Origin of the sequence: Lolliginicoccus suaedae (assembly GCF_008312885.1) — a bacterium.
Taxonomy (GTDB): domain Bacteria; phylum Actinomycetota; class Actinomycetes; order Mycobacteriales; family Mycobacteriaceae; genus Lolliginicoccus; species Lolliginicoccus suaedae.
The window spans coordinates 475,622-500,174 of sequence record NZ_VSSO01000001.1; the positions used below are offsets into that span (position 1 = coordinate 475,622).

The window sequence follows — 24,553 nt, forward strand, 5'->3', positions numbered from 1 at the left end:
ACACCATGGGCACGGTTCACGTGATCGACCATCCGCTCATCGCGCACAAGCTGACACTGATGCGTCGCAAGGAGACCTCGACGAAGAACTTCCGGCAACTGCTCGAAGAGATCTCCACGCTCATGGCCTACGAGGTGCTGCGCGACTTCCCGGTCCAGCGCATCGACATCGAGACCCCGCTCGAGGCAACCACCGGCAGCGCCATCGACGGCAAGAAAGTCGTGCTCGTCCCCATCCTGCGGGCCGGCACCGGCATCCTCGAGGGAATGCTGCGCGTGGTGCCCGGTGCCCGCGTCGGCCACATCGGTCTCTACCGCCAGCCCACCACGCTCGTGGCGGTCGAGTACTACTTCAAGATGCCTGAAGACCTCGGCGAGCGCGACATCGTGGTCGTCGATCCGATGCTCGCCACCGGCAACACCGCCCGGGCGGCGATCGAGCGGATCAAGGAGCTCGCGCCGCGCTCGATCAAATTCGTGTGCCTGCTGACCTGCCCTGAAGGCATCGAGTCGCTGCACCGCGCGCACCCGGATGTGCCCATCTACACCGCCGCCATCGATCGCGAGCTCGACGAGCACGGCTACATCCGGCCCGGGCTTGGGGATGCCGGCGACCGGATCTTCGGGACGAAGTAGGTCCTCCCCGGACCGTGCGTGGGAGTACGGGCCGGGGAGAGTCCTGCGGATGTCACAGCCTGGCTTCTTCCGGGGGCCTCGTGCTCGTGCGGTGCTGGCGCGTCGCGGTGGATGCCCACATCGCGGAGGCGATCAGCCACAGCGCGACGGCCGCGGCGAGGGGCTGCGCGTAGAACTGCACGATGCCGATCGGGATGATGCGCGATGCGGCGAAGACCATCAGCGCGAGCGCGGCGATCGTGCCCTCGGTCCGGCCCAGCGCCCCGGTCCGCTTGATGGCTGCCGCGAAGCCCGCGGCGCCGAGCACGAATGCCACACCACTGATGAGCAGGACGGGAGTGAACCACGTCATCAGTGCGTCCTGGACGGCTCCAGCATCCGCGCCGGCCTCGTGCGCGGCGAGCGGACCGAACTCCATGCCGGGCAGCAGCGCATAGCCCAGGCTGCCGAGCACGATGAGACTGAACCCGGCGGCACTGAGCCAGCGGTCCCCCGCATCGCGCAGGAAACCATGGATCGCGGCGAACGCGACGATCAGGAACGCGGACGCCACGGCCAGCGCGATGTGAGCGAGGCCCCACACCACCGGGTTCTCGGCGATGTGCCCGGCGACGGCCGCGCTGTCCGGGAGCCGCCCCGGGATCGGCGGGTGCCACAGCAGTGCACCGGCAAGCATGATCGGGGCGACCGCGGTGGCCGCCGCTCCAGCGTTGTGCTTGGTCATGACAGGACCTCCTGGTTCTGGATCCGAAGGGACGGATCGCTGCACCGAAACCGTCCTGTACTCGAGCGTAGGAACGCATGCCGCGCTCCCGCATCGGCAATACCCCGCGATCACGCCACTGCGGCAGTGAGGGAAATCCCCTATCGGACGAGCCCGTGCTGGAAGGCGTAGGCGGTCGCGGCCGAGCGGTTCGGCACGCCCAGCTTCCCCAGGATGCTGCTGACGTGCCGCTCGACGGTCTTCTCGCTCAGCACCAGTCGCGTAGCGATGTCCTTGTTCGTCAGCCCCGCGGCGATGTGCGCGAGCACCTCGTTCTCGCGCGGGCTCAGGTCTCCTGGGTTCCGCGCATCGGCAAGCACCGCTAGGTCCTGCGCCGCCCCGAGCTCGCTGAATGTCGTGCGCGCTGCTTCCAGCTCGAGCCGCGCGGTGTCGGTGTCCCCGAGCTCCCAGCAGGCGCGCGCGAGCAACGCGTGGGCGCGCGCGGCCTCATAGGGCGCGCCGAGCTCCTGCCATGCCCGCAGAGCGGACTGCAGCTCTCGGCATGCCTGCGCGGCCTTGCCCTCGGCCAGCAGCACCGCGGCATCCGACTGGGCCGCGAGTCCTACCAGCAGAGGAGTCGCCACCGCATCGGCGATCCCGGCGAGCTCGTCCGCTGCCTCGCGAGCGCTGTCCGCCCCACCGGCGGCGAGCATCACCTCGGCCTGCGCGGCCAGCAGCCGGGCCCGTGCTGGCGGATCCTCGGTCTCGTCGAGCACGCGCCGCAGCGAGGCCTTCGCTGCCTCCAGGTTGCCCTGGGCACGGCGCAGCAGGGCCAGGCCGGGCTGCGGCGACTGCCCGTGCTCGACAGCAAGGTGGTAAGCCTGCTCGGCCGCGGAATGGTCGCCGCGCAGGCGGTGCAACTCGGCAAGCTGGTAGTAGGCCATCCCCACCGCGGGCTGCCACGGCTTCGCTAGTCGCTGGACAGCCCGGCGTGCCTCGTCCATTGCCTCGGCCCATTGCCCGTGCCACTGCAGGATCTCGGAGCGGTGCACGAGGCACTGGCCCCGGTAGAGCACGAGATCGGGCTGGCTGCCGCACCACCGCGACATCGCGGCCGTCCACTCCTGGGAGCGACGAAGATCGAGGATCCGTCGGCACTCGATGAGCACGGCACAGTAGATGATGCCGGATGGGATGATCGAGACATCGCCGGTGGTCACTGCCACCATCGCGGAGTCCAGGAACTCCATCCCCTGGCGCACGTCGCCGCGCTGGATCAAGGCTTGCCCCTGGCCGAGGCTGCTCAGGGCCGCGAGATCGGCATCACCACAAAGGCTTGCGATCCGCCCGGCCCGGGAGAACGCCGCGAGTGCTGCCTCGAAGTCTCGCTCGCCGAGCGCCTGGAGCCCGCCGGGCACGAGCAAAAGCCCGCGCTCGGCGCATTCCTCGGGCGCATCGTCGAGCGAGTCATGCGCTCGGCCGAGCCAGCCGCCACCGCGCGCGGGCTCCCCGCGCATGATCAGGGAGATCCCTAGCCAGAACGCGCACCTCGCTGCGCCTCGCAGGTCGCCACGCTCGAGATGATCCCGATAGGCCCGCTCGAGCGCCGCATCGCTCTCCACGTCCCTTCCTAGTACGTACGCTGCTGTCGCGATCAGCTCCACGTCACGGGGATGCATCGGCTCCCGCTCGGCAGCGGCGGCGAGAACGGCGTACGCCTCGGCCCATGCACGGTCGCGGAAGAGCTCCCTGCCCCTCTCGAGCTGGCAGGGCGGGGCTGTGTTGTCCCGGGATTCGCTGGTCGTCACGGTGGCACCTTCTTGGAGTCTCTGCCACCTTCCACCTTATCCCCGCGCTGGTCCTGTGCTACCGATCAGCGACTGGGTCGATCGGTTGGCCTGTCCTGGTGAAAACGTCCCCCCGAACCATGCAAGGAGGCGCATGCTTGCAGGACAACCCTAGGTGGAAGCCATGACGACTGATCCGAGCATCCAATGAGCAGCCGTGGAACCCTAGCCGTCGCGGCGGTGCAAGCGACACCGGCATACCTCGATCGCGGTGCCACCCTCGCTGTCGCCATCGAGCACGTAAGGGCGGCAGGCGCGGATGGTGCTGGCCTGGTGGTGTTCCCGGAGTCATTCGTGCCGGGCTACCCGGACTTCGTGTGGCGCAGCAAGCCGTGGAGCGAGGGCGAGTGGTACGCGCGCTTCCAGGACCAGGCCGTCGACCTCTCGGGATCGGATCTCGATGACCTGCGCGCCGCCGCGGAAGCAGCCGGGACGTGGGTGGCACTGGGAATCACCGAGCGCAGCCGATCAGGGTCGCTCTACAACGCAGTGGTCTACATCGATAGCAGTGGACGGATCGCCGGGGTGCACCGCAAGCTCGTGCCCACCGGGGCCGAGCGCCTGGTGTGGGCGAACGGTACCGGCCCGGTGCTGACCGTCGTGGATACCGGCGGTGCGCGGGTCGGTTCGCTGATCTGCTGGGAGGCCTACATGCCACTGGCCCGGGCCGCGCTGTACCAGCAAGGCATCGATGTGCTTCTCGCCCCGACCTGGGACAATAGTGATGTGTGGGTCTCGACGCTGCGCCACATCGCCAAGGAGGGGCAAGTGTTCGTCGTTGGGGTGTCGGCGTTCCTGCGCGGCAGCGACATGCCGCGCGATCTTCCCGGCGCCGACGAGATGTATGGCGGCACCGAGGATCACTTGTCCTACGGCAACACCACCATCGTCGCCCCCGGCGGCGGCATCCTCGAGGGCCCGCTCGTCGGCGAGGCCGGGGTCGTCACCAGCGTGCTCGATCTCGATGCCATCGCCGCGGGGCGCAGAACCTTCGACCCCGTCGGGCACTATTCCCGCCCCGACCTCCTCAACCTCACGATCACCAACGATGGAGGCAATCGATGAGCGCTCAACCCTTCCCCGGCATCGCCCATGTGGCCCTGACCGTCCAGTCCCTGGCGGTGAGCCGACCGTGGTACCAGCGACTGATCGGGACCGAACCAGTCATCGACGAGCCCACCGGCGGGGGCTTCCACCACACTGTCTTCCAGATCGGCAGCACCCTGATCGGACTGCATGAGCACACCGCCACCGACGACGGTGCCTTCAGCGAGCGGCACCTCGGGCTCGACCACCTCGCGTTCGGCTGCGCGGACCGCGCGGAGCTTGTCGCGTGGGGCCAGCGGCTCGACGAGCTGGGCATCGAGCACAGCGAGATCGTGGACGCTCCCTACGGCTCGGGGCTGAGCTTCCGCGACCCCGATGGGATCGCCCTGGAATTCTTCGCCCCGCCTAGCTGATCGCTGGGCGTTCGGCGGCGCACGGTCTCAGCAAGGGATGGGCTTCCACCAGTACACGCCATTGATGCGCCCGCCCGGGTAGCCCTGCCGGCAGCCGGTGTAGCCGGGAGTCAGGGCATCGGTGGTCCAGCCCGGGCCAGGTCCCGGCGCTGGTGCAGGTGCAGGTGCGGGTGCAGGTGCGGGGGCAGGAGTCAGTGCGCACGTGTTGGTGGTGGCAGCATCCGCGGCCCGGTACTGCTGCTCCCGCGCGTGCACGCCGTAGCCATCGCGCGAGTCGTAGCGGGCGATGGCATGCCCTTCGATGAGCTGCCGCAGGCCAGCATCCGTTGTGCCGACCTCGATATAGCGGAGCAGGCGATCGTAGCGGTCCCGATCATCGCGTGCCCCCTCTACTAGACGAACCTGCTTGCCCTCGATCAATGCCCGCAGTGCCTGCTTGGCCGCCTCGAAGCCACACTCGCCAAACTCGGGGGTGTCGATGCCGATGAGCCGGACCTCCTCGCCGCCGACGAGCTCGATGCTGTCCCCATCGACAACACGGCTGACGGTCACCAGGACCGGGCCCGCGGGCGGGGCAGGCTCCGTTGGGGGCTGCTGGATCGGTTGTGCCGGGCTTCCGGCTTCGTTGCTTCCAGGCCCGTCGACGCGATCGGCCGGAGCCTTGGGATCGCGTGGACTGCTCTCAGCGACGGTCGTGGCTTGCTCGGACCGTGGCGCGAGTCCAGCGGGAGCATCCGTGGCAATCGACTCGCAGCCGGTGATGAACAGCAGGGGCAGGACCGTGAGAACCAGCAAGCGCCGCATGGGGCCGAGGATATCGCCACGGCTCGGGCTTGGAGGCGGAACCGGGATCCGCCTCCGCTCCCCCGTCGCGACCTTCGGAAGTGCTACGAAATATCCCCTCGATCGCGCGCCGGAGGGTGCAAAGCCTCGCACAACTGCCACGCGACGGATACCGGCTACCTCGACCTGGCGTTGAGCCGCGCGGCCTGCCGCATCAGGTGATCGCGCTCGGGCAAGCTCGTGGCGGCTCGGGCCGCGTCGGCGTAGAGCCTGGCCGCGGTGTCGAGATCTCCGTCTCGCTCGCGCAGGTGCGCCTCCACCGCGGTGTGGCGCGGCAATCCAGGATCAATCTGCGCGAGCGCTGCGAGCCCGGCCCGGGGGCCATCGGCCTCTCCGACCGCGACGGCCCGGTTGAGGCGGTGCACGGGGCTGCCGCTCAGGCGCACGAGCTCGTCGTACCATTCGACGATCTGCGGCCAGTCGGATTCCACGGCGGTGGGCGCGTCTGCGTGCAGGGCGGCGATCGCTGCCTGCGCCTGGTACTCCCCCAGCCGGTCGCGCCGCAGGGCCGCCTGGATCAGGTCGACGCCCTCGGCGATCATGCGGGTGTCCCACAGTGCGCGGTCCTGCTCGGCGAGCGGCACGAGGCTGCCGTCGGCGCTGGTCCGCGCGGGGCGGCGGGCGTGGTGGAGAAGCATCAGCGCGAGCAGGCCGACCGCCTCCTCGTGGTTGGTCAGAGCCGCGAGCTGCCGGGCCAGCCGGATCGCCTCGGCAGCGAGATCGACCTCGCCGGAGTAGCCCTCGTTGAACACCAGGTACAGCACGCGCAGTACCGTCGCGAGATCCCCGGGCTGGTCGAGGGAGGCACCGGCGATGGTGCGCTTGGCGCGGCTGATGCGCTGGGCCATGGTCGCCTCGGGCACGAGGTAGGCCCGCGCGATCTGGCGGGTGGTCAGGCCACCGACCGCGCGCAGCGTGAGCGCGACCGCCGAGGCCGGGGCAAGGGCCGGGTGCGCGCACAGGAAATACAGGGAGAGGGTGTCATCGGTCTCCGTCGCCGGGCCGGGCACGGGCTGGGCATCGACGAGCGCCTCGCGGCGCCGCCGGGACGCATCGGCGCGGGTGGCGTCGAGGAACTTGCGCCACCCGACAGCCACCAGCCAGCCCTTGGCATCGCGAGGTGGCTGATCAGGCCAGCGGCGCACCGCCTCGATCATCGCTTCCTGCACGGCATCCTCGGCCGCCGCGAAATCAGCCCCGCGCCGGACGAGGATCCCGGTGACCACTGGCACGAGCGTCCGCAGCAGGATCTCGTCCACGGCCTGTCACTCCGTGATCGTGGGCGGCGCGGTCAGGAACGGGCGCAGCTCCAGCCATTCGTGGATCGGCTTGCCGCCCGCGCCCGGGGCCGCGGATAGCTCGGCGGCGAGCTCGAGCGCCCGCTCGTAGCTCTCGACGTCGATCACCATCCAGCCAGCGATCAGGTCCTTGGTCTCGGCGAACGGCCCATCGGTGACCGGTGGCAGGCCCTCGCCGCCGTAGCGGACGAACGTGCCCTCCGGCGCGAGGGCGCGGCTGTCGACGAACTCGCCGGTGCCCTTCAGGCGGTCGGCGAAATCCTGCATGTACTGCACATGCGCGGAGATCTCGTCGGGCGTCCACTCCTCCATCGGCACATCGTTCACCGCCGCGGGAGCTCCCCGGTAGTGCTTGAGCAACAGGTACTTGGCCATGATGTCCTCCTTCGCGCGGTACAGCCCATTGTGGCTGCTTCACCCCTAGGACGGAGCCGCGCGCGGATTCTCGACATGGTGCTGCGGCAGCGCCTCAGCACCGGGATATCAACAGTCCTGGATCACGGCGGTGACGACGGCGTGCGCGAAGTACGCGAGGCTGGCGGCGAGGATGGCAGCGCCGATGAGCGGCCCGAGGTGACGGGGTGGATCCTTTCTGGCGGCGAGCAGCGCGGCGTGCGCGAGGATCAGCAGGCCGATGGCGGTAAGCCCGACGATGAAGGGCGGGATCGACGGGTCGGCGACTGCATTGGCGGGATCGCTGGTGCTCACGTGGGCGGTGATGGTGTCGCCGTGGTCGTAGCGGCATACGCCTGCGCTATCGTCTCGCCCACCGTAGGAGTATTTGCTCGAGGTATACGTGGTTCCGTCATAGATGTAGCGGTACTCGAAGGCGAACCTGGTCCTCGGTGGCTGGTCGGGTGACGTCTGGTAGGTGGTGGAGCGCGCCACGGTAACGGTCGCGGGCACCGTGGCGCGCTCCGTCAGCACCGCCTGGTGGAGGACGTAGGCGCCATACCCCGTGGCGAGGAGCCCGAGCACTAGGTGCGCGGCAACGAGCTTGATCGGAGTCATGGCCTGGTCCCTTATCCCAGCGATCCGTTGAAGCGGGCGAGCCACGCGCCAGCCCCCAGTATCAGGGCGCCAATGGCGAGAGGTACCCCGGTGGTCCAGTCCGCGCCGCGGCGCAGCACCGCATCGCCGGGATCGTCAGGGTTGTAGTACACCGTGACGCGGCCGCCAACCGGATACGCGGTGACGGCCTTGGTGGCTGCTTCCGCCGCCTGATCGAATCCACCAGTGGCATCGGGGCCACGCCCGATCGCGTACCGGTTCCCCGTGTACGGCACGCCCGACACCTCGTAGCTGTAGCGCGCCTCCGCGTGGTTGACCGTTTGAGTCCGCGCGCCCTGCTGGTATTCCGACACGATGCGGTGCGAGGTGACCATGCCTTGCGCGGTGGGCCACCGGTAGGAGGCCAGCCCCGACGACACCATCCATACGCCGACCGCCATCACCAGGCCGCCGATGGCCGCGATGATCCACGGCCCGTATTGTCGTGCCAGCGCGCCCGCGGTCACCGGCGCGCGCCCATCAGTCCGCGCCGGCGGGCGAGATCGATGCCGTGGCTGAACACGTTCGCGGGATCGTGCTCGCGCTTGATCGCGTGGAGCCGGTTCCACGTCTTGCGGTTGAATGCCGAGGTGGCAGCCGCGATGCGTTCCTGGCCCTCGGTGAAGTTCAGGTATCCCGATCGCTCCGCGAGATGCCCGCGCAACTGCTTCCACGTGTCGCTGAATCGTCTGTCGAGCTCGGCGTCAGCATCAGGCCCAGTGATCAGGCCGACCATCTCCAGCGAGTAGGCCCCGTCCCGGCCGGAATAGCTGACGGTGCTGTTGGGCTCGCTGATCGCCCCACCGCCGTGGCGCAGCTCGGCGAACAGCATCGGTGATGGTCCCGGTCCTCCGGTGACCGCGCCGAGCATGGCGTCGAGCACTGCCTCGTCGATGCCGGAGAGCCATTTGCCGTTGGACGCGGCAGGCACCGGGTCGACCGGATCCTGGGAGATCTCCGCGCACCGAGCGAAGGGCATGGGGCCGAACATGTCCATCGCGGGGGCGCACCAGGCGCGCCATTCGTCGATCAGGGCCTGGCCCTCGCCGAGGTCGCCGGAGAAGCAGCCCCGCACGATGGCGAATGCCTTGCCGCGCAAGGGCTCAGGGACGATGTCGAGCGGCGGGAACGCGGTGATGTTGAATGCGCTGGTCAGTTCGCGAGGGGCCCGTGCCGACCAATTCTGGAAGAACCCGAACGCCTCGCGGGCCTGATCGATCGGGTACATGAGGTTGCCGGCGTAGACATCGGTGGCCGGGGCGAGGCGGATCGTTGCCTCGACGACCACTCCGAGGCTTCCACCGCCTGCGCCGCACATCGCCCAGAACAGGTCGGGGTTCTCGTCCTGGGAGGCGGTCACCGCCCGGCCGTCGGCGAGGACGATCCGCAGCGACGTGACGCTGTCGACGGCGAGCCCGTGCTTGCGGGCGAGCCATCCGAAACCACCGCCGAGGGTGTAGCCGATAGCCCCGACGTGCGGCGCGGACCCGAGCAGTGGCGCGAGACCATGCTCCTGGGCCTTCTCGAGCACGGGGTTCCATGCGGTGCCGCCGCCGATCGTGGCGGTGCGCTGTACCGCATCGATGGTGACGTGATCGAGTCCGGCCATGGTGATCAGGATCGATTGCTCATCGGCGGGGACGGTGACGCCATGCCCGGTTGATTGCACGACGACCTTGTAGCCGTGCGCGGCGGCGTGGCGCACGGTGGTGATGACGTCGCGCTCGTGGGCGGCGGCGATGACGGCCGCGGGCCGGTGGGTCCAGGCCTGGTTCCATGCCTGGCAGGCGTGCGCGTAGTCGCCGTCGCGCCGGACGAGCATCTTGCCGTCGAGGGCGATGCGCAGTGCGTCGAGGCTGTGCTCGCGGGGACGATCCATGATGTGGCTCCTTGCTGGGTGGGGCGCTGCGCGGTGGGGTGGTGTAGACATTTCCGGATCGCCCGTGCGGCTGGTATCCCCCTGCTGCCCGGTTTGCCGGGAACCCGCCCCCCTCATCCGGGGGATGGCGCGGCCTGCCCGGGCCCGCTAGCGTTAAGCCATGACCCGTGCCACGCCTGCTGACAGGCTCGCTGCGAGCGAGTCCCGGATCCGCGAGGCCTGCGAGCGCGCGGCATCAACGCGCGAGCTCGTTGACGGCCTCGGCGTAGCGCTGCGCCGCGCGCTCGATGTGCAGGGAATGTTCCTTGGTGCCACCGATCCCGAGTCCACTGTCTTCGCCACTGCTGCGGTCATCGAGAACCTGCCGGAGTCGATGTGCGCGCCGTGGATGCACAACGAGTTCATGGTGGATGACTTCAACAAGTTCGCTGAGCTGCACCGAGACAAGCTGCCCGCGACGACGCTGCACCGGGTGACGCAGGGGCGGCTCTCGCTCAGCCCGCGGCACGCGCAGCTCAACGGGCCGCTCGGGTTCGGTGACGAGCTGCGCACCACCTTTTCCCGAGGCGACGCCTGCTGGGGGGTGGCGAACCTGCTGCGGGCGGCGGACGGTCCGGCATTCGATGACGGGGAGATCCGCTGGCTCGAGTCGCTGCGCCCGATGATTGCCGCAGCGTTCCAGCGCACGATCATCAGCGCTTCCCCGGCAGGGGTAGATGACGCGATACCGGGAGTGATCACCCTCGACCCGGATGGCGAGGTGCTGTCGATGTCGCAGAGCGCCGGGGAGCTCCTCGCGGAACTGACCATGAACCGGATCGACGCTGGCCAGCATTCCCGCCTGCCTGGACAGGCCTACATGATCGTCACGCTCGCCCGTGCTCGCGCCCGCGGCATGCACGAGGCGGTGCGCCCGGTCACTCGCGTCCAGGGCGCCTCCGGGAGATGGCTGACCCTGCGTGGCGATTACACGCTGTCGCACTCCGGTGAGCTCGCCAACGTGGTGCTCGTGATCGAGCCCTCGCGGCCCACCGAGATCATGCCGCTCGTCGTCGCGTCCTATGGACTAACCGCCCGCGAGCAGGAGGTGCTCACCGAGCTGACCAGCGGCCGCGCATCGGGCGAGATCGCGGCACGGCTGTTCATCTCCGAGCACACAGTCCGTGACCACGTGAAGTCCATCCTGTCGAAGACCGGGACCTGCTCGCGCGGCGAGCTGATGAGCCAGCTGTTCCATCACCACGCGTTCCCGGTGACCGAGTTCGTGCACCGCTAGCTCGCGGCGGCGCGGGCCGGTCGCTCGGGCTGCCGTGGGCGCGGTTCCAGGGCCAGCGGACCTTTCCGGGCGGTAGGTTGGGAAGCATGGACAATCCGCTTGCCAGGCTCCGTAGCGACCGCATCGACCTCGACGGGAAGGTCGTTTTCATCACCGGTGGATCCCGTGGCATCGGGGCGGAGGTCGCGCGCCTGTGCGCGGCGAAGGGCGCGAAGGTGTTCCTCGCTGGCCTTGAGCCCGAGCTCATGCAGGCGCTGTGCGCGGAGTTCGGCGACGCCAATGCCGCCTCCCTCGAGACCGATGTGGTCGACCTCGAGGCGGTGCGCGCGGCCGTTGCTGCGGCTGTCGAGAAGTTTGGTCGCATCGACCTGGTGCTCGCCAACGCGGGCATCGCGCCCTATGGGACCGTGGCGACGATCGGCAAGCCGACGTTCGACCTGGCCATGGCGATCAATGTCGGTGGCGTGTGGAACACCCTCAACGCCACGCTGCCGCATGTCGCTGAGACGCGTGGGCATGTGCTGACAGTGTGCTCGGTCGCGTCGTTCACCCCCCTCGGTGGCCTGCACGCCTACACCGCGAGCAAGGCCGCCGCGGAATCGTTGACCGCCGCGTTCGCCATGGAGGTCGCCCATCTCGGCGTCACGGTCGGGTCGGTGCACCCGAGCTGGATCGACACCGACATGGTGCGCGATGCCGAGTCCGATCTGCCGACGTTTCGCAAGCTCCGCGCGATGCTGCCGTGGCCGTTGCACTCCACGACGACGGTCGACAAGTGTGCGGCAGCGATCGTCTCGGGCATGGAGAAGCGATCATCGCGGGTATTCAGTCCCGCATCCGTCGGCACGGTGTACTGGTCGCGGGCGATGATCCAGGCCCCGCTCGCGATGAAGCTCGCCCGTGGGATGTCGCGGCGGATCATCCCGGATCTCGAGCGGGAGGTCCGGTCCCTCGGCCGCTCGCTGAGCGCCCGGGAGGCCCAGCAGCTCGAGGACGGCGACAGCACGCGCGGCTAGCTGGTCGGGCCCTCGCGGGTACCGCGCACACATCTTCACAGTTTCTCCACGCTTCGTCCCCGATCGGTGCACCAGCGCCCGCATACGCTTGCGGCATGAAGGTTCCCGTGGTGCTGGTGGTCGAGGATGACCCAGCGATCAACCAGGCTCTGAGCGATCGACTCGTTGCCGAGGGCTTCGAGGTACTGCGGGCGTTCGATGGTCCCGGCGCGGTCGCCGCGCATGACGAGCACCGCCCCGATGTGGTGGTGCTCGATGTGATGCTGCCGGGCTTCGACGGGCTGGAGGTGTGCCGGCGGATCCAGTCCTCGCGGCCAGTGCCGGTGCTGATGGTGACCGCGCGGGACTCGGAGACCGATGTGCTGATCGGGCTCGGGGTGGGCGCGGACGATTACGTCGCCAAGCCGTTCCGCATGCGCGAGGTCGTCGCTCGGGTGCAGGCACTGCTGCGCCGCGTGGAGCGTTCCCGGGAGGTTGTGCCCCCGGCGGCGGCGACAGTGGGCGGGCTGAGCATCGATCCGCGTGCCAGGCAGGTCCTCGTGGAGGGCGCGGGCGTGCACCTGACGCCGCTGGAGTTCGATCTGCTCGTCGCGCTGGCAGCCGAGCCGGGGGTGGTGCGCTCGCACGTGGAGCTGATGCGCGAGGTGTGGGGCTGGTCGGAGGCATCAGGGACCCGCACGCTGGCCAGCCACGTCAAGGCGCTGCGCGCGAAGATCGGGGCGCACCGGGTCCGCACGGTCCACGGCGTGGGCTACGCGCTGGTGGTCGCGTGAGCACGGGGCGGCCGCTCGACGGCGTCCGGTCGATCAAGGCGAAGCTGGGCTTGCTGGTAGGCGCGAGCGTCATCGTTGCGGTGCTGGTGGCGCAGGCAGGGTCGCGCGCGGGCGTGCCCGGCTGGCTGACGATGCCGGTGACGGTGGTCGTGGCGCTGCTGTTCACGCAGTGGCTCGCGCGCGGCATGACGTCCCCGCTGCGGGAGATGACCGCCGCCACCGCCGTGATGGCGACGGGTGATCATTCGCGGCGGGTTACAGCGACCTCGCTGGATGAGGTCGGCGAGCTCGCTCGGGCGTTCAACCTGATGGCCGATGAGCTCGCGGCCGCGGACCAGCAGCGCAGGCAGCTCGTCGCGACGGTGTCCCACGAGCTGCGCACCCCGCTCACCGCGCAGCAGGCGTTGCTCGAGAACCTGGTCGATGGCGTGGTGTCGCCGGATTCCGACAGCTTGCGAACGGCGCTGGTACAGGCTGAGCGGCTGAGCGCGCTGGTGACGGACCTGCTGGATCTCAGCAGGGTCGATGGCGGGGCCGCCCGGCTCGATATCGGTTTGGTCGATGTGGAGGCGGTGATCGCGCAGGGCGTTGCCGAGGCACGCGCGCAGGGTGGCGCGCAGCGCGGAATCCGCATTGAGGTGGCGATCGCTGAGGGTGCGCGACAGGTCGAGGCCGATGCGGGGCGCCTCGCGCAGGTCGTGGCGAACCTGCTCGACAACGCGGTCCGTCACTCTCCGGAGGGCGGCACGGTGACGGTGCGCGCGGACTCCCTCGGCGGCGACCGGTGGTCGCTGGAGGTCAGCGACGAGGGCCCGGGCATCCCCGCTAATCGTGCGGAGCGGGTGTTCGCGAGGTTCGGCTCGTGGGACGACTCCGGGGGCGGCACCGGGCTGGGCCTGGCGATCGCGAGCTGGGCGTGCGAGCTGCATGGCGGCTCGATCGCTGTCATCGCGGAAACGGAAAAGGATTCCGGGCGGGGCGCGCGCGTGCGCGCGGTCCTGCCCAAGGCCCCCCGGCCACCGAGCGCCGGGGACTACATGGAGGAGACAGTCATGCCTGATGATCCACTGCCCGCGGGCACCGGGACGCTCACTGCGGAGACGGTGCCTGGCGGACCCATGCCACCGGTGCGACCGGTAGCGGATTCGACGGTCGCGCAGCTCTTTGGCCGGGCCTGGCCCGAGGTGGCACAGCGTCCTCGGCCCGGCCTGCTCGTGGGAAGCGTGGCGGTCGGCGTGCTCGCGGCCCTCATCCTGCCGGCGCAGACGAGCATGGGGCTGGGCCTGCTGGTGGTGCTGCTTGCTGCGGGCGGGGTGATCCTGGCCGGGTCAGTGCGGCGCCACGATCGCTGGACTGTGGTGCTGGCGGTTGTGTGCCTGGCGCTGGCCTCGCTGCTGGTGCTGCGCGCCGCGGAGTGGCTATCGGTGCTCGCGGTGCTGGCGGCGTCGGTGCTGGTGATGGCCGGGCTGACCGGGGCACGCTCGTTCGGGGCAATGGTCGCGTCGATGGCGGCATGGGTGCTCGCGGCCATCCGTGGCCTGCCCCTGCTCGGTCGCACGCTGAACGTGCTGTCGCGCCGATCCGCTGTCTGGCCGGTGGTGCGCACGGTGGCGGTCACGCTGCTCGTGCTGGTGGTCTTCGGCGGGCTGTTCGCCTCCGGTGATGCGATCTTCGGCTCCTGGGCGGACCGGATCGTGCCCGACATGCAGGTCGATGGGTTCATCAACCGGGCGTTCGTCGGCTTCTTCGTCGGAGGAATCGTCCTCGCCGCGTCGTACGTGGCGGTCAATCCGCCGCCGGTGGAGAAGGCCACGCTGCCGCCGGGAACCCCGGTGCGCCGACGGTTCGAGTGGATCATCCCGCTCGGGATGCTCATCGCGATCTTCGTGGCGTTCGTCGCCGCGCAGGCCACCGCGATGTGGGGCGGGCACGACTACGTGCAGCGCACCACGGGGCTGACCTACGCGCAGTACGTGCACCAGGGTTTCGGGCAACTCGTCGCCGTGACGTTCCTGACGCTGATCACTGTGGCGATCATCGCGCGCAAGGCACCGCGGGCCACGCGCCTCGACCGCGGGCTGCTCGCCACCGCGCTCGGCCTGCTGGGCTCCCTGGCGCTGGCCGTGGTCGCCTCAGCGCTGTATCGCATGCACGTCTACCAGGAGGCCTACGGCTTCACGGTGCTACGGCTGCTCGTCGTTGGCTTCGAGCTGTGGATGGGCTTCCTGCTGGTCCTCGTGCTGATCGCCACCGCGCGGCGCACGGGCCGGTGGATCCCCCGCGCGGCACTCGTTTCCGGCGCGCTGCTGATCCTGGGCATCGGGCTGATGAACCCGGAGGCGTGGGTGGCGGAGCACAACATCGAGCGCTACGCGCAGATCGGCAAGATCGACCTCGACTACCTTCGCTCGCTCGGCCCCGATGCCACCCCCGCGATCATCGAGGGACTGCCCCGGGAGCTCTCGGAGTGCATCGTCTTCGCCCGTGAGGATGAGGGCAGCCTGATCGATTGGAACCTGGGCCGGGAACGGGCAGTCGCCGCGTCCGAGGACTTTCCCGACGGGTTCCGCAGTGGCTGCGAGGCTTGAGCGCTGGCTCAGCGTGGAGGGAAGTAGCTGCGCCCGCTGGGGTGGATGTGCCCGATGATGGAGCTCCCCGGCGGGCAGGCCGCGAGCTGGGCGCGAGGCACGATCACCTGCTCGAAGCGTTCGTTCCCGGTGCTGTCGCGGTAGCGGACCCGCAGTGTGTGGTGGCGCGTGCTGGAGAACAGGTTGAACGCCCGGCCATGCCCGACCACCTCGCCCTCGACGGTGCGGCCCGAGGCGAGCGCGTCGAGGCGGAACCGTCGGGTGCGGTAGAAGTACCGCAGGAACAGGTAGCCGATGCCCCCGAAAAAGATGGTTGGCATCACGATGGCGATCAGTCCGGCGCTCGGACCCGTTGACAGCACGGTTACTACGATCGCGAGGACCACCATCGCCAGGCACACCCAGCCGGCGATGGCGAACAGGATGATGCCGTGGTTCACGCGAGGCGATGAATGCGCGGATGTGCCTGTCATGGGTTCATTATGCGGGCTCGCGGAGTCTATCTGGCCCGCCGACGTGCCCGATCGGCGAACGCGTCGATGGCTCCGAGGACAGCACGGGCCTGCCACATGCGATTGCGCTGCTGCCCAGTGAACTCGGTGAGGATCCCGGCGTCGACGAGCGGGCCGATGGCTCGCAGCGCGTTCTGCGGGGCCATCCCGAGCTTGGCGGCAACGGACGCGGCGTCGACGATGGGCTGGCGGAGCAGGAGGTCGGCGAGCATCCAGGCCGATGCGCCCCGGCGCGCGGTGATGACGGTTGCCCAGTGGTCGCTGATTCCACGCAGGTCGGCCACTAGGGCGCGGCCGTTGGAGGTGGCGGCGAACGCGGCCTCGGCGAAGGCAGCGACGATGCTCCCGGGGTCGCCGTCGCGGTAGAAAGTGAGGGCGTCGAAGTAGCGGTTGGTGTCAGTGAGCAGGCCCGCGGAGATCGGAATGGTGACGTTGCGGGCGAGGCCGCGCCCGCGCAGCACGGAATGGACGAGCGCGCGACCGGTGCGGCCGTTTCCATCGGTGAACGGGTGAATGGTCTCGAACTGTGCGTGGGCGATCGCGGCGAGGACGAGGACGGGCATGTCGGTTCGCTGCAGGAATGCCGTGAGGTCGTCGATCAGTGCGGGCACGTGCTCGTGGTGGGGCGGGATGAACGCAGCGTCATGGGGGCCGTAGGTGGTGCCGCCGATCCACACTTGCTCGTCCCGCCAGTGCCCGGCTCGCGGATCGATGCCATCCATCAATGCCTGGTGCATGGCGAGGATCGCGCCCGGGGAGAGCCGGTCGGCGAGGTCGAGAGCGGCCCGCATGGCGCGGGTGTTCGCGACGATCGAGGTGGCGTTGCGCTTTCCGGTCTCGCCGAGCTCGGCGAGGACGATCGCCTTGGCGCCGGAGGTGAGGTTCTCGATCATCGAGGAGGAAGCGGACTCCGAGCGCAGCAGCACGGTGGCGAACGGCGCGAGGTCGGATCCGAGCTCGGCATCGAACCTCGCGAGCTCGGTGGCGGCCTGATCGGCGAGGGCGAGCACGTCGCCGGGCAGCTGGAGCGGCTGCTGGGCGATGAAGGGGACGACGGCTGCCTGGTAGGGGCCCTGGTGGCGGTGCCGGATGGCTGCGGCGACCAGCTCGGGCGGGATGCGTGGCACCCAGGGGCGGGTTTCCGATCCGAGGCTGGGCCACTCGGCTTCTGATGCCATGGCTCCATTCTATCATCAGATAATCCCTAAGTGATACTAAGGGTGCATGCAGTGCTCGGATCCTTGGTGCTGCCCCCGCCCATGCCCCCGCCCACGAGTGTGCGAAAAGCGACAGGTTTTCACGCTGGGGCTGTCGTTTCTCGCACACTCGCGGCGCGCCGGTCACCTCACGCGCCCGACAAGCGCCCCCCGCACCCCCAGCCCGCTACCCCAGCGCGGCGAGCTTGTCCTCGAGCACGCCACGCTCCTGCTCGTTGCCGCACAGCTCGATGGCCCGGCCTAGCTCCGCGCGGGCTTCTCCGCTCCGGCCAAGGCGGGCGAGCAGCTCGCCACGCACGCTCGGCAGCAGGTGCGAGCGCGCGAGCCCCGCATCGGTGGCGAGCGCATCGACCATCGGCAGTGCCTCTGCGGGTCCCCGGGCCATCGATACCGCGACCGCCCGGTTGAGCTCGACGATCGGCGACGGGGCGAGCCGCCCGAGCGTCTCGTAGAGCTCCACGATCCGCTCCCAGTCGGTCTCGGCGACGGATGCGGCGACCGCGTGGCATTGCGCGATGGCGGCCTGCACTCCGTACGGGCCGAGGCCACGGCCGAGAGTCTGGGCGTGCGCGAGAGCGTCCCTGCCGCGGCGGATCGCGCCCTGGTCCCATCTCCTGCGGTCCTGCGCGTCGAGCAGGACGGGTCGGCCATCGGGTCCCGTGCGGGCGGGAAAGCGTGCCGCGGTGAGCTCGAGCAGGGCGAGCAGTCCGTGCGCCTCGGCGGAGCCGGGCACCAGCCGGGCGAGCATGCGCGCGAGGCGCAGAGCCTCGCTGGTCATGTCGAGGCGGATAAGCGAGGCACCGGAGGTCGCCGAGGAGCCTTCGGTGAAGATCACGTAGATGACGTTGAGCACCGAGCCGAGCCGCTGCGCCCTCTCCTCGGCCGGGGGCACCTCGAAGGTGGCATCCGCGTCGGCGAGGGCTTTCTTCGCGCGAGTGATGCGGGCCTGCACGGTCGCGGTGGGCACGAGGCACGCCCGTGCGATCTCGTCGCTGGTCATGCCCGCGACCACGCGCAGCGTCAGCGCGATGCGTGCCTCGCGGGAGAGCACGGGGTGGCAGGAGATGAACATCAGCGCGAGGATGTCGTCGTCGATCTGGTCGGGATCCCACAGGATCTCGTCGCCCTGCTCGCCGCGGGCCTGCTCCCCGGCCTCGTGGGCGAGGGTGGCATAGCGGTCGTCGCGGGCCGCGCGGCGCCGGAACCCGTCGATCGCGCGGCGCTTTCCCACGGTGAGCAGCCACGCCGCGGGGTTGCGCGGCACCCCGTCGCGCGGCCAGGAGACCAGGGCCTCGGCGAGGGCTTCCTGGGCGAGGTCCTCGGCGAGCGCGAAGTCGCTGGTGTAGCGGGCGAGCGCGCCGACGATCCGTGCCGACTCGATGCGCCAGACCGCGGCCACCGCATCGCGGGTCGCGGTGCCGCCGACTGCTCCGCCCATTGCCGTAGCCTCCTTGCCGCTCAGTCTCCCGATAGGGACAGGCAATGGCTGCCACGGCGCGCCGGTCGACTGTAGGATCTGCGTGACTCCCGCCCCCTTCCCAGCCTAGGACGTGCCGCATGCCCGCGCCCGGTCTCGATGAGTACCTCGACGATCTCGTCATCGCTTTGCAGGTGCGCAAGGTGCCGCATTCCACGATCCACCAGATCGTCGCCGAGGTGGAGGGCAAGGCATCGTCCACCGGCACTCCTCCGGCGGAGCTGTTCGGCCCGCCGCGTGCTCATGCCGACAAGTGGGGCAAGGATCCGCGCTGGCCGTGGTGGGCGAAAACGGTCGCGGTGGTGCTGATGCTCGCGTTCGCGGCCGGATCGATCTGGCTCGCCCAGCACCCGGACATGGTGCTCATCGGCACGCTCGTGGCGTTCATCGCCCCGTTCGTGATCTTCGTCGCCTGGGCCTACTCGCATCGCGCGCGGCCCGAGGAGGATTGAGCCCTGCATTCCAGGTGGGGCAGGCTGAACCGCTGCTAGTCTCGCTGGCATGGCGACCACTGACGACGGCACGACCGACGAGCTGCGCGAATCGTTCGACCAGTTCGACAAGGACGACAACGGCCAGATCGACAGGAGCGAGTTCGCGGAGCTAGTCGCGATCCTTGATCCCGGGATGCCGGAGGAGCAGGTCTCCATCGGGTTCGGCGAGATCGACAGCGACAGCAATGGCGCGATCGATTTCGCCGAGTTCGCCGAGTGGTGGGACAACCGCTAGCGGCTCACAGCTGGCCGGTGGCCTCGCGCCAGGCAAGCTCCCGCTGGATCCATTCATTGTCCTGGGGGAACTCGTCGATGGTGGGCACGCGCCGGATCTCGGTCTTGAACCCGGCACCGAACGACGGCATCCGGGTGGCCCACTCGACTGCTTCCTGCTTGGACGAGACGTTGAGGATGTAGAAGCCGTTGAACAGCTCCTTGGTCTCGCCGTAGGGGCCGTCGGTGACCACAGGGGGCTCGCTGGAGTAGTCCACGATGACGCTATCGGCCGCGTCGTCGAGGCCTTCCGCGGCGACGAGGACCCCTGCCTTGATGAGCTCGTCATTGAACTTCCCGACGGTCTCGAGCATCTCGGTGAAATCGAAGTCGGCCATCGACTGCGCTGCCTCGTCGGTGGTGCGCATGATCAGCATGTACTTCATGGGGGTGTTCCTTCCTGGGGTGGCCCGGGCCGGTGCGCGGTGCCTCATCCCTAGGTCGAGCGGGCAAGCCCCGGATCGACACAGCCGTCAAAGAAGTTTTCTCACGCTGGCTTGCGGGCGGGCACCGGCTGGTAGTCGGCGGGGTCGAAGCGTGCTTCCCGCTTGTACTCGATGCCGAGCAACGGCCAGTTGGTAGTGACCCGCCCTGATGCAGTGCGGTACCAGGACGTGCATTGGCTCCACACGCTGTTGGCGAGCTTGTCCTGGATGCGCTGGTCGTAGGCGCGCTCGACGATGGCCTTGACGGTCAGGGGCGCGCCCCGCTCGGCGATCGCATGGACAAAGTCGCGCAAGTAGGCGGCCTGGACCTCGAGGAAGTAGATGATCGATCCGCCGCCGGTGTTGGTGTTGGGCCCATACATGATGAGCATGTTGGGAAATCCTGTGACCGTCATGCCGTAGTAGGCGCTGGCACCGTCGGCCCACTGCTCGTGCAGGTCGCGGCCACCGGTGCCGGTGATCCTCATGGGGGCGAGGAACTCGGTGGCCTTGAAGCCGGTCCCCCAGATGATGACGTCGGCGGGATGCTCGGTGCCGTCGGTGGTGACGATGCCGCTGGGGGTGATCTCGCGGATGCCGGTGGTAATCAGCTCGGTGTTCGGCTGTGCGAGGGCGGGGATGTAGTCGCTGGAGAACAGCACCCGCTTGCAGCCGATGGGATAGTCGGGCCAGACCTTCTCGAACAGGCCGGGCTTGTCCTTGGCCTGGCGCTTCATGTGGGCGCGGGAGATGCGGCGGACGAGCGCGGCGAGCGGCTTGGAGTACACCCAGGCGACACTGAGCGCCTCGACGAGGCCATACCAGGTGCCGCGCTCGGCGAGCTGGGTGGCGGGCAGCAGCTTGAAGATCTTGTGGTGCAGCTCGGTGAACTCGCGGTCGGGCCGTGGCAGCAGGTAGGGGGCGGAGCGCTGGTAAACGTCGAGGTGCGCGGCCCGGGGCTGGATCTCGGGCACGAACTGGATGGAGCTGGCGCCGGTGCCGATGACGGCGATGCGCTTGCCGTCGAGGTCGATGCCGTGGTCCCACTGCGCCGAGTGGAAGGCCTCTCCGGCGAAGGTGTCGCGGCCGGGGATAGCCGGGGTGGACGGCCGGGATAGCTGGCCCACGGCGGGCACGAGCACGTCGACGGTGAGGGTGTCGCCGGTGCTGAGGTCGAGCGTCCACTGGCCGCTGGCCTCGTCGAACGTCGCGGCGGTGACCTCGGTGCCGAAGCGGATGTGGCGGCGCACGTCGTAGGTGTCGGCGACGCCGCGGATGTAGTCGAGGATCGCTGGTTGCTGCGAGAACCGCCGCGGCCAGCGCGGGTTCGGCTCGTAGGAGTACGAGTAGAACGGCGAGGGCACGTCGCATGCAGCACCGGGATAGGTGTTGTCGCGCCACACTCCCCCGACATCGCTGGACTTCTCGAGGATGGTGATGTCCTCGTGGCCGGCCTTCTTCAGCTCGATGGCCGCGGCGATGCCACCGAGACCGGCACCAATGATCGCGATGGACAGGGCTAGCATGTGTGGCGTTCTCCGATCAGGGTTCGCGATGTGTCCTGCTCCACAATAGTGGCGGCACCGGTCGGGGGCAGCTAGGGCTGCTCGGCGGTTCCCTCGGGCGCGGCGAGCGGGAGGCGCACCACGAAGCGGGTATCGCCTGGCGCGGACTCCACGCGGATGTCGCCATGGTGCTTGTTGGCGACGATGCGGAAGGAGATGTCGAGCCCGAGACCGGTCCCCTCCCCGACGGGCTTGGTGGTGAAGAACGGCTCGAAGATGCGCTGCTCGATCTCCGGTGGCACGCCGGGCCCGGTGTCGCCGATCTCGATCGCCGCGCAGTCGTTCTCCCGATAGGTGCGCACGGTCAGGGTGCCGGGCCCGCTCATGGCACCGATCGCGTTGTCGATGAGGTTGGTCCACACCTGGTTGAGCTCGGCGGCGTAGCACGGCAGGGCGGGCAGCGCGCGGTCGTAGTCCTTGACGACGGTGATGGCATCGGTCAGCTTGCCACTGAGCATGACGAGGGTGCTGTCGAGCAACTCGTGGACATCGACGACCTGGAACGGGGCGCGGTCCATCTGCGAGTACTGCTTGGCAGCATCGACGAGGGTGGTGATGCGGTGGGTGGAATCGGTGATCTCGTTCAGCAGCAGCTCGGTCTCGACGGTGTGGTCGAGCCACTGCATCGCGCCATCGAGCACGGTGCCGCTGATCGCGTCGGCGGCCTGATCGAGCCACGCGAGGGTGATGCCGGCCTGGGCGAAGGTGGGCGCGATGTCCCAAGCACGTGTGATGCCGTGATCGTCGAGCCATTCGCCGAGCTCGTCCTCGCGATCGGCCTCCTCCATCGGCGAGAGCGCCGGCGCGGTCGCGACTAGCTCCACGGCCTGCTCCTGGAGGCCCACGAGGGTGTCGAGGATCGCGGGGTCGATGTCCTCGCGGGCGATGCGGGCGAGCTTGTGGCGCATCCCCGCGACCCGCTCGCGCAGGGCGGAGGTGGCGCGGACGGCCGCGGCGGCGGGATTGTTCAGCTCGTGCGTCAGGCCCGCGGAGAGGGAGCCGAGAGCGAGGAGGCGCTCGCGCTGCTCGATGATGCGCCGGGAGTTCTGCCCGCCGAAGAACACCCCTTCGAGCAGGTGCACGGCCATGGGGAACCATTGCTGCATCATCAGTGCGAATGTGGTCGCGTCGAGCACGAAGAAACGGGCAGGCTTGATGACGTGCAACGATGCGCCATAGGTCTGGTCGACGCGGTCGCCGAGGAACGCCGACCATGCCCCGGCGTAGGCGCCGCGGTGATCGGTGCGCACGGTCTCGATCTCCTGGCCGCCCGAGAGCTTGCGCAGCGCGATCTCGCCGTCGATGAGGACGTAGAAGCAGGTGGCGGTGTCTCCCTCGCGGAAGACCGGGCCGGGCTCGATGTTCTCGATATGTCCATCGCGGCAGAGCCAGTCGAGCTGCTCGTCGTCGAGCTTCTCGAACAGGAACAGCGATCGCAGCTCGTCCTTGCTGCACGGGATGCGGCCGGTCATGGCTTGGCCAGGTATCGGTGGACGAGCATGACTGCCATGGCGCCCTCGCCCACGGCGGAGGCGACGCGCTTGGCTGATTCGGAGCGGACGTCACCGGCGGCGAAGACGCCGGGGACGCTGGCCTCGAGATAGTGCGGCGATCGCTCGAGCGTCCACCCCGAGGGCCGGTCGCCGTTGCTGGCGAGGTCGGGCCCGGCGAGGATGAAGCCGCGCTCGTCGCGGGCGATGGTGCCGTCGAGCCATTCGGTGCGGGGCTCGGCGCCGATGAACAGGAACAGCCATCCGGCCTCGATGGTTTCCTCCACGCCGCCCGCGCGCAGCCGGATCCGCTCGAGGCGGTCGCTGCCCTCGGCCCCGATCACCTCGGTGCCGGTGCGCACGGTGATGGTGCTGATGGCCCTGATCTGCTCGATGAGGTAGTGCGACATGGATTTCTCGAGGCCCTCGGCGCGCACCACGATGGTCACCGACCTCGCGTGGCGGGACAGGTAGACCGCGGCCTGGCCTGCCGAGTTCGCCCCGCCGACGATGTATACGTCCTCGCTGGCGCAGCGGGGTGCCTCGCTCAGCGCCGCGCCGTAGTGCACGCCCCGGCCGATGAGCTCGTCGATGCCGGGAGCGGGGTGCTTCCGGTAGGAGACCCCGGTGGCGATGATGACGGTATGGGCGGCGAGCTCGCTGCCGTCGGCGAAGCGGACGACCCGGGCGGCGCCGCGCGCCTCGAGGCCGGTCACGTCGCGGGCGGTGATGATCTCGGCGCCGAAGCGGGCTGCCTGGCGGCGGGCACGATCGGCGAGCTGCGCCCCGGAGACTCCGTCGGGGAAGCCGAGGTAGTTCTCGATCCGGGAGCTCTGGCCGGCCTGCCCGCCGGTGGCGGTGCGCTCGACGAGAACGGTCCGCAGCCCCTCCGACGCCCCGTAGACCGCGGAGCCGAGGCCTGCTGGTCCCCCGCCGATGACGATGAGGTCGTAGAAGTCGCGCGCGGGGGCGGTGCTCAGCCCGGCGTGGTCGGCGAGCTCGGTGTCGGTGGGGTCGATGAGGGCCTCGCCGGCGGCGGTGATGACCACGGGCAGGTTGTCGGCGTGGGCACCGGCCGCCTCGAGCAGCCGGGTGCCCTCGGGCTCGTCGGCCATGTACCAGCGGTAGGGCAGCTGGTTGCGGGCGAGGAAGTCGCGGACCTGCGCGGAGCGGGCCGACCAGCGGTGGCCGACGATCTTGGCCTCGGGCACGGGCCGGTGCTCGGTGGCGAGCCATGACTCGAGCTGGGCATCGATGACCGGGTAGAGCTTCTCCTCCGGCGGGTCCCACGGCTTGAGCAGGTAGTAGTCGAGATCGACGACGTTGATCGCGTCGATCGCTGCGCTGGTGTCGGCGTAGGCGGTGAGCAGGATGCGGCGGCTGTGCGGGTGGATGTCCATGGCGTGCTCGAGGAACGCGAGGCCATCCATGCCGGGCATGCGGAAGTCCGCGATGAGGATGGCGACCTGCTGGCCGCGCAGCGCGACCTCGCGCAGCGCCTCGAGCGCGTCGGGCCCGGATTGCGCGCGCATGATCCGGTAGTCGCTCGCGTAGCGGCGGCGCAGGTCGCGGACGACGGCGCGGGAGACGCCGGGGTCGTCGTCGATGCTGAGGATGACGGGCTTGAGCTGCGCGGTCGGTGGGCTCGCGCCGCTCGGTTCGGTCATGGCCACCAGTATGCCGATCGTGGTGGGCGTGTGGGGCCGGGCCGGGCATGGACACCTAATTATTC

Annotated in this window: 23 protein-coding genes and 2 pseudogenes; 10 read left to right on the plus strand and 15 right to left on the minus strand. The window is 69.4% G+C overall.

The window, feature by feature from the left end:
• Window positions 1-5: 5 nt before the first annotated feature.
• Window positions 6-635: a uracil phosphoribosyltransferase gene (gene upp / locus FXO18_RS02130; RefSeq protein ID WP_149359411.1), complete on the plus strand. Its 630-nt coding sequence runs from the start codon at window positions 6-8 to the stop codon at window positions 633-635.
• Between the two features lie 52 nt (window positions 636-687).
• Here upp and FXO18_RS02135 read toward each other — a convergent pair whose 3' ends face one another.
• Together FXO18_RS02135 and FXO18_RS02140 are read right to left on the minus strand one after the other, a co-directional pair.
• The gene (locus FXO18_RS02135) at window positions 688-1,359 is read right to left on the minus strand and encodes a hypothetical protein (RefSeq protein ID WP_149359412.1); all 672 of its coding nucleotides are present in this window, start codon (window positions 1,357-1,359) and stop codon (window positions 688-690) included.
• Between the two features lie 140 nt (window positions 1,360-1,499).
• Window positions 1,500-3,146 carry a helix-turn-helix transcriptional regulator gene (locus tag FXO18_RS02140; protein WP_235900395.1) on the minus strand — a complete coding sequence of 549 codons (1,647 nt, stop codon included), beginning with the start codon at window positions 3,144-3,146 and terminating at the stop codon, window positions 1,500-1,502.
• 186 nt (window positions 3,147-3,332) lie between these two features.
• Between FXO18_RS02140 and FXO18_RS02145 the strand changes: the two genes are divergently transcribed.
• Together FXO18_RS02145 and FXO18_RS02150 are read left to right on the plus strand one after the other, a co-directional pair.
• Complete coding sequence (locus FXO18_RS02145) at window positions 3,333-4,250, plus strand: carbon-nitrogen hydrolase family protein (protein ID WP_149359413.1); 918 nt, start codon at window positions 3,333-3,335, stop codon at window positions 4,248-4,250.
• Window positions 4,247-4,645 carry a VOC family protein gene (locus tag FXO18_RS02150; protein WP_149359414.1) on the plus strand — a complete coding sequence of 133 codons (399 nt, stop codon included), beginning with the start codon at window positions 4,247-4,249 and terminating at the stop codon, window positions 4,643-4,645. The genes FXO18_RS02145 and FXO18_RS02150 overlap by 4 nt, the downstream gene beginning before the upstream one ends.
• A gap of 27 nt (window positions 4,646-4,672) precedes the next feature.
• Here the strand turns inward: FXO18_RS02150 and FXO18_RS02155 are convergent, their stop codons facing one another.
• From FXO18_RS02155 to FXO18_RS02180, 6 genes are all read right to left on the minus strand, one after another.
• Window positions 4,673-5,449 carry a thermonuclease family protein gene (locus FXO18_RS02155; RefSeq protein ID WP_149359415.1) on the minus strand — a complete coding sequence of 259 codons (777 nt, stop codon included), beginning with the start codon at window positions 5,447-5,449 and terminating at the stop codon, window positions 4,673-4,675.
• A 155-nt stretch (window positions 5,450-5,604) separates the two neighbouring features.
• Complete coding sequence (locus tag FXO18_RS02160; protein WP_149359416.1) at window positions 5,605-6,747, minus strand: RNA polymerase sigma factor; 1,143 nt, start codon at window positions 6,745-6,747, stop codon at window positions 5,605-5,607.
• Window positions 6,748-6,753: 6 nt separating this feature from the next.
• Window positions 6,754-7,161: a YciI family protein gene (locus FXO18_RS02165; protein WP_149359417.1), complete on the minus strand. Its 408-nt coding sequence runs from the start codon at window positions 7,159-7,161 to the stop codon at window positions 6,754-6,756.
• Between the two features lie 108 nt (window positions 7,162-7,269).
• Complete coding sequence (locus FXO18_RS02170; protein ID WP_149359418.1) at window positions 7,270-7,797, minus strand: DUF3592 domain-containing protein; 528 nt, start codon at window positions 7,795-7,797, stop codon at window positions 7,270-7,272.
• Window positions 7,798-7,808: 11 nt separating this feature from the next.
• Complete coding sequence (locus FXO18_RS02175) at window positions 7,809-8,303, minus strand: DUF3592 domain-containing protein (RefSeq protein ID WP_149359419.1); 495 nt, start codon at window positions 8,301-8,303, stop codon at window positions 7,809-7,811.
• Window positions 8,300-9,715 (minus strand): FAD-binding oxidoreductase, encoded by a 1,416-nt coding sequence (locus FXO18_RS02180; RefSeq protein ID WP_187774135.1) that lies wholly within the window; start codon window positions 9,713-9,715, stop codon window positions 8,300-8,302. The genes FXO18_RS02175 and FXO18_RS02180 overlap by 4 nt, the downstream gene beginning before the upstream one ends.
• Window positions 9,716-9,875: 160 nt before the next feature.
• Here FXO18_RS02180 and FXO18_RS02185 point away from each other — a divergent pair, with 160 nt between their 5' ends.
• From FXO18_RS02185 to FXO18_RS16280, 5 genes and pseudogenes are all read left to right on the plus strand, one after another.
• A complete protein-coding gene (locus FXO18_RS02185) occupies window positions 9,876-10,991 on the plus strand; it encodes a helix-turn-helix transcriptional regulator (RefSeq protein ID WP_149359421.1) in 1,116 nt (371 codons plus the stop codon).
• An 86-nt stretch (window positions 10,992-11,077) separates the two neighbouring features.
• The gene (locus tag FXO18_RS02190; protein WP_149359422.1) at window positions 11,078-12,007 is read left to right on the plus strand and encodes an SDR family oxidoreductase; all 930 of its coding nucleotides are present in this window, start codon (window positions 11,078-11,080) and stop codon (window positions 12,005-12,007) included.
• 95 nt (window positions 12,008-12,102) lie between these two features.
• A complete protein-coding gene (locus FXO18_RS02195) occupies window positions 12,103-12,780 on the plus strand; it encodes a response regulator transcription factor (protein WP_149359423.1) in 678 nt (225 codons plus the stop codon).
• Window positions 12,777-13,787, plus strand: a pseudogene (locus FXO18_RS16275) (HAMP domain-containing sensor histidine kinase); the annotation flags it as partial. The gene FXO18_RS02195 and the pseudogene FXO18_RS16275, both read left to right, overlap by 4 nt.
• A gap of 375 nt (window positions 13,788-14,162) precedes the next feature.
• A pseudogene (locus FXO18_RS16280) lies at window positions 14,163-15,368 on the plus strand (DUF4153 domain-containing protein); the annotation flags it as partial.
• A gap of 8 nt (window positions 15,369-15,376) precedes the next feature.
• Here the strand turns inward: FXO18_RS16280 and FXO18_RS02205 are convergent.
• From FXO18_RS02205 to FXO18_RS02215, 3 genes are all read right to left on the minus strand, one after another.
• The gene (locus FXO18_RS02205) at window positions 15,377-15,841 is read right to left on the minus strand and encodes a hypothetical protein (protein WP_149359425.1); all 465 of its coding nucleotides are present in this window, start codon (window positions 15,839-15,841) and stop codon (window positions 15,377-15,379) included.
• A 26-nt stretch (window positions 15,842-15,867) separates the two neighbouring features.
• The gene (locus FXO18_RS02210; protein WP_149359426.1) at window positions 15,868-17,058 is read right to left on the minus strand and encodes a Fic family protein; all 1,191 of its coding nucleotides are present in this window, start codon (window positions 17,056-17,058) and stop codon (window positions 15,868-15,870) included.
• Between the two features lie 205 nt (window positions 17,059-17,263).
• Complete coding sequence (locus tag FXO18_RS02215; RefSeq protein WP_149359427.1) at window positions 17,264-18,535, minus strand: RNA polymerase sigma factor; 1,272 nt, start codon at window positions 18,533-18,535, stop codon at window positions 17,264-17,266.
• A gap of 119 nt (window positions 18,536-18,654) precedes the next feature.
• On the opposite strand from FXO18_RS02215, the gene FXO18_RS02220 reads away from it, so the two are divergent.
• Together FXO18_RS02220 and FXO18_RS02225 are read left to right on the plus strand one after the other, a co-directional pair.
• Window positions 18,655-19,026: a cytochrome d ubiquinol oxidase subunit II gene (locus FXO18_RS02220; protein ID WP_149359428.1), complete on the plus strand. Its 372-nt coding sequence runs from the start codon at window positions 18,655-18,657 to the stop codon at window positions 19,024-19,026.
• 49 nt (window positions 19,027-19,075) lie between these two features.
• Window positions 19,076-19,303 (plus strand): EF-hand domain-containing protein, encoded by a 228-nt coding sequence (locus tag FXO18_RS02225; RefSeq protein WP_149359429.1) that lies wholly within the window; start codon window positions 19,076-19,078, stop codon window positions 19,301-19,303.
• Window positions 19,304-19,307: 4 nt separating this feature from the next.
• On the opposite strand, the gene FXO18_RS02230 is transcribed toward FXO18_RS02225, so the two are convergent.
• The 4 genes from FXO18_RS02230 to FXO18_RS02245 all read right to left on the minus strand — a co-directional run bounded on the left by FXO18_RS02230 (window position 19,308) and on the right by FXO18_RS02245 (window position 24,488).
• Window positions 19,308-19,727, minus strand: a complete 420-nt coding sequence (locus tag FXO18_RS02230) for a YciI family protein (RefSeq protein WP_149359430.1) — start codon at window positions 19,725-19,727, stop codon at window positions 19,308-19,310.
• A 101-nt stretch (window positions 19,728-19,828) separates the two neighbouring features.
• Entirely contained in the window at window positions 19,829-21,292 is a 1,464-nt protein-coding gene (locus FXO18_RS02235) for a flavin-containing monooxygenase (RefSeq protein ID WP_149359431.1), read from the minus strand.
• Window positions 21,293-21,363: 71 nt separating this feature from the next.
• On the minus strand, window positions 21,364-22,803 hold the full coding sequence (locus FXO18_RS02240) for an ATP-binding protein (protein ID WP_149359432.1): 1,440 nt from the start codon (window positions 22,801-22,803) through the stop codon (window positions 21,364-21,366).
• Window positions 22,800-24,488 (minus strand): FAD-dependent oxidoreductase, encoded by a 1,689-nt coding sequence (locus FXO18_RS02245; RefSeq protein WP_149359433.1) that lies wholly within the window; start codon window positions 24,486-24,488, stop codon window positions 22,800-22,802. Before FXO18_RS02245 ends, FXO18_RS02240 begins: the two co-directional genes overlap by 4 nt.
• Window positions 24,489-24,553 lie beyond the last annotated feature (65 nt).

What these genes read in the sequence shown, in the direction of transcription:
- FXO18_RS02195 (WP_149359423.1), top strand. Translation starts at nt 12,103, where the DNA reads ATGAAGGTTCCCGTGGTGCTGGTGGTCGAGGATGACCCAGCGATCAAC.
- upp (WP_149359411.1), top strand. Translation starts at nt 6, where the DNA reads ATGGGCACGGTTCACGTGATCGACCATCCGCTCATCGCGCACAAGCTG.
- FXO18_RS02155 (WP_149359415.1), bottom strand. Translation starts at nt 5,449, where the DNA reads ATGCGGCGCTTGCTGGTTCTCACGGTCCTGCCCCTGCTGTTCATCACC.
- FXO18_RS02190 (WP_149359422.1), top strand. Translation starts at nt 11,078, where the DNA reads ATGGACAATCCGCTTGCCAGGCTCCGTAGCGACCGCATCGACCTCGAC.
- FXO18_RS02145 (WP_149359413.1), top strand. Translation starts at nt 3,333, where the DNA reads ATGAGCAGCCGTGGAACCCTAGCCGTCGCGGCGGTGCAAGCGACACCG.
- FXO18_RS02170 (WP_149359418.1), bottom strand. Translation starts at nt 7,797, where the DNA reads ATGACTCCGATCAAGCTCGTTGCCGCGCACCTAGTGCTCGGGCTCCTC.
- FXO18_RS02230 (WP_149359430.1), bottom strand. Translation starts at nt 19,727, where the DNA reads ATGAAGTACATGCTGATCATGCGCACCACCGACGAGGCAGCGCAGTCG.
- FXO18_RS02165 (WP_149359417.1), bottom strand. Translation starts at nt 7,161, where the DNA reads ATGGCCAAGTACCTGTTGCTCAAGCACTACCGGGGAGCTCCCGCGGCG.
- FXO18_RS02220 (WP_149359428.1), top strand. Translation starts at nt 18,655, where the DNA reads ATGCCCGCGCCCGGTCTCGATGAGTACCTCGACGATCTCGTCATCGCT.
- FXO18_RS02225 (WP_149359429.1), top strand. Translation starts at nt 19,076, where the DNA reads ATGGCGACCACTGACGACGGCACGACCGACGAGCTGCGCGAATCGTTC.
- FXO18_RS02210 (WP_149359426.1), bottom strand. Translation starts at nt 17,058, where the DNA reads ATGGCATCAGAAGCCGAGTGGCCCAGCCTCGGATCGGAAACCCGCCCC.
- FXO18_RS02215 (WP_149359427.1), bottom strand. Translation starts at nt 18,535, where the DNA reads ATGGGCGGAGCAGTCGGCGGCACCGCGACCCGCGATGCGGTGGCCGCG.
- FXO18_RS02150 (WP_149359414.1), top strand. Translation starts at nt 4,247, where the DNA reads ATGAGCGCTCAACCCTTCCCCGGCATCGCCCATGTGGCCCTGACCGTC.
- FXO18_RS02235 (WP_149359431.1), bottom strand. Translation starts at nt 21,292, where the DNA reads ATGCTAGCCCTGTCCATCGCGATCATTGGTGCCGGTCTCGGTGGCATC.
- FXO18_RS02135 (WP_149359412.1), bottom strand. Translation starts at nt 1,359, where the DNA reads ATGACCAAGCACAACGCTGGAGCGGCGGCCACCGCGGTCGCCCCGATC.
- FXO18_RS02185 (WP_149359421.1), top strand. Translation starts at nt 9,876, where the DNA reads ATGACCCGTGCCACGCCTGCTGACAGGCTCGCTGCGAGCGAGTCCCGG.
- FXO18_RS02205 (WP_149359425.1), bottom strand. Translation starts at nt 15,841, where the DNA reads ATGACAGGCACATCCGCGCATTCATCGCCTCGCGTGAACCACGGCATC.
- FXO18_RS02180 (WP_187774135.1), bottom strand. Translation starts at nt 9,715, where the DNA reads ATGGATCGTCCCCGCGAGCACAGCCTCGACGCACTGCGCATCGCCCTC.
- FXO18_RS02245 (WP_149359433.1), bottom strand. Translation starts at nt 24,488, where the DNA reads ATGACCGAACCGAGCGGCGCGAGCCCACCGACCGCGCAGCTCAAGCCC.
- FXO18_RS02240 (WP_149359432.1), bottom strand. Translation starts at nt 22,803, where the DNA reads ATGACCGGCCGCATCCCGTGCAGCAAGGACGAGCTGCGATCGCTGTTC.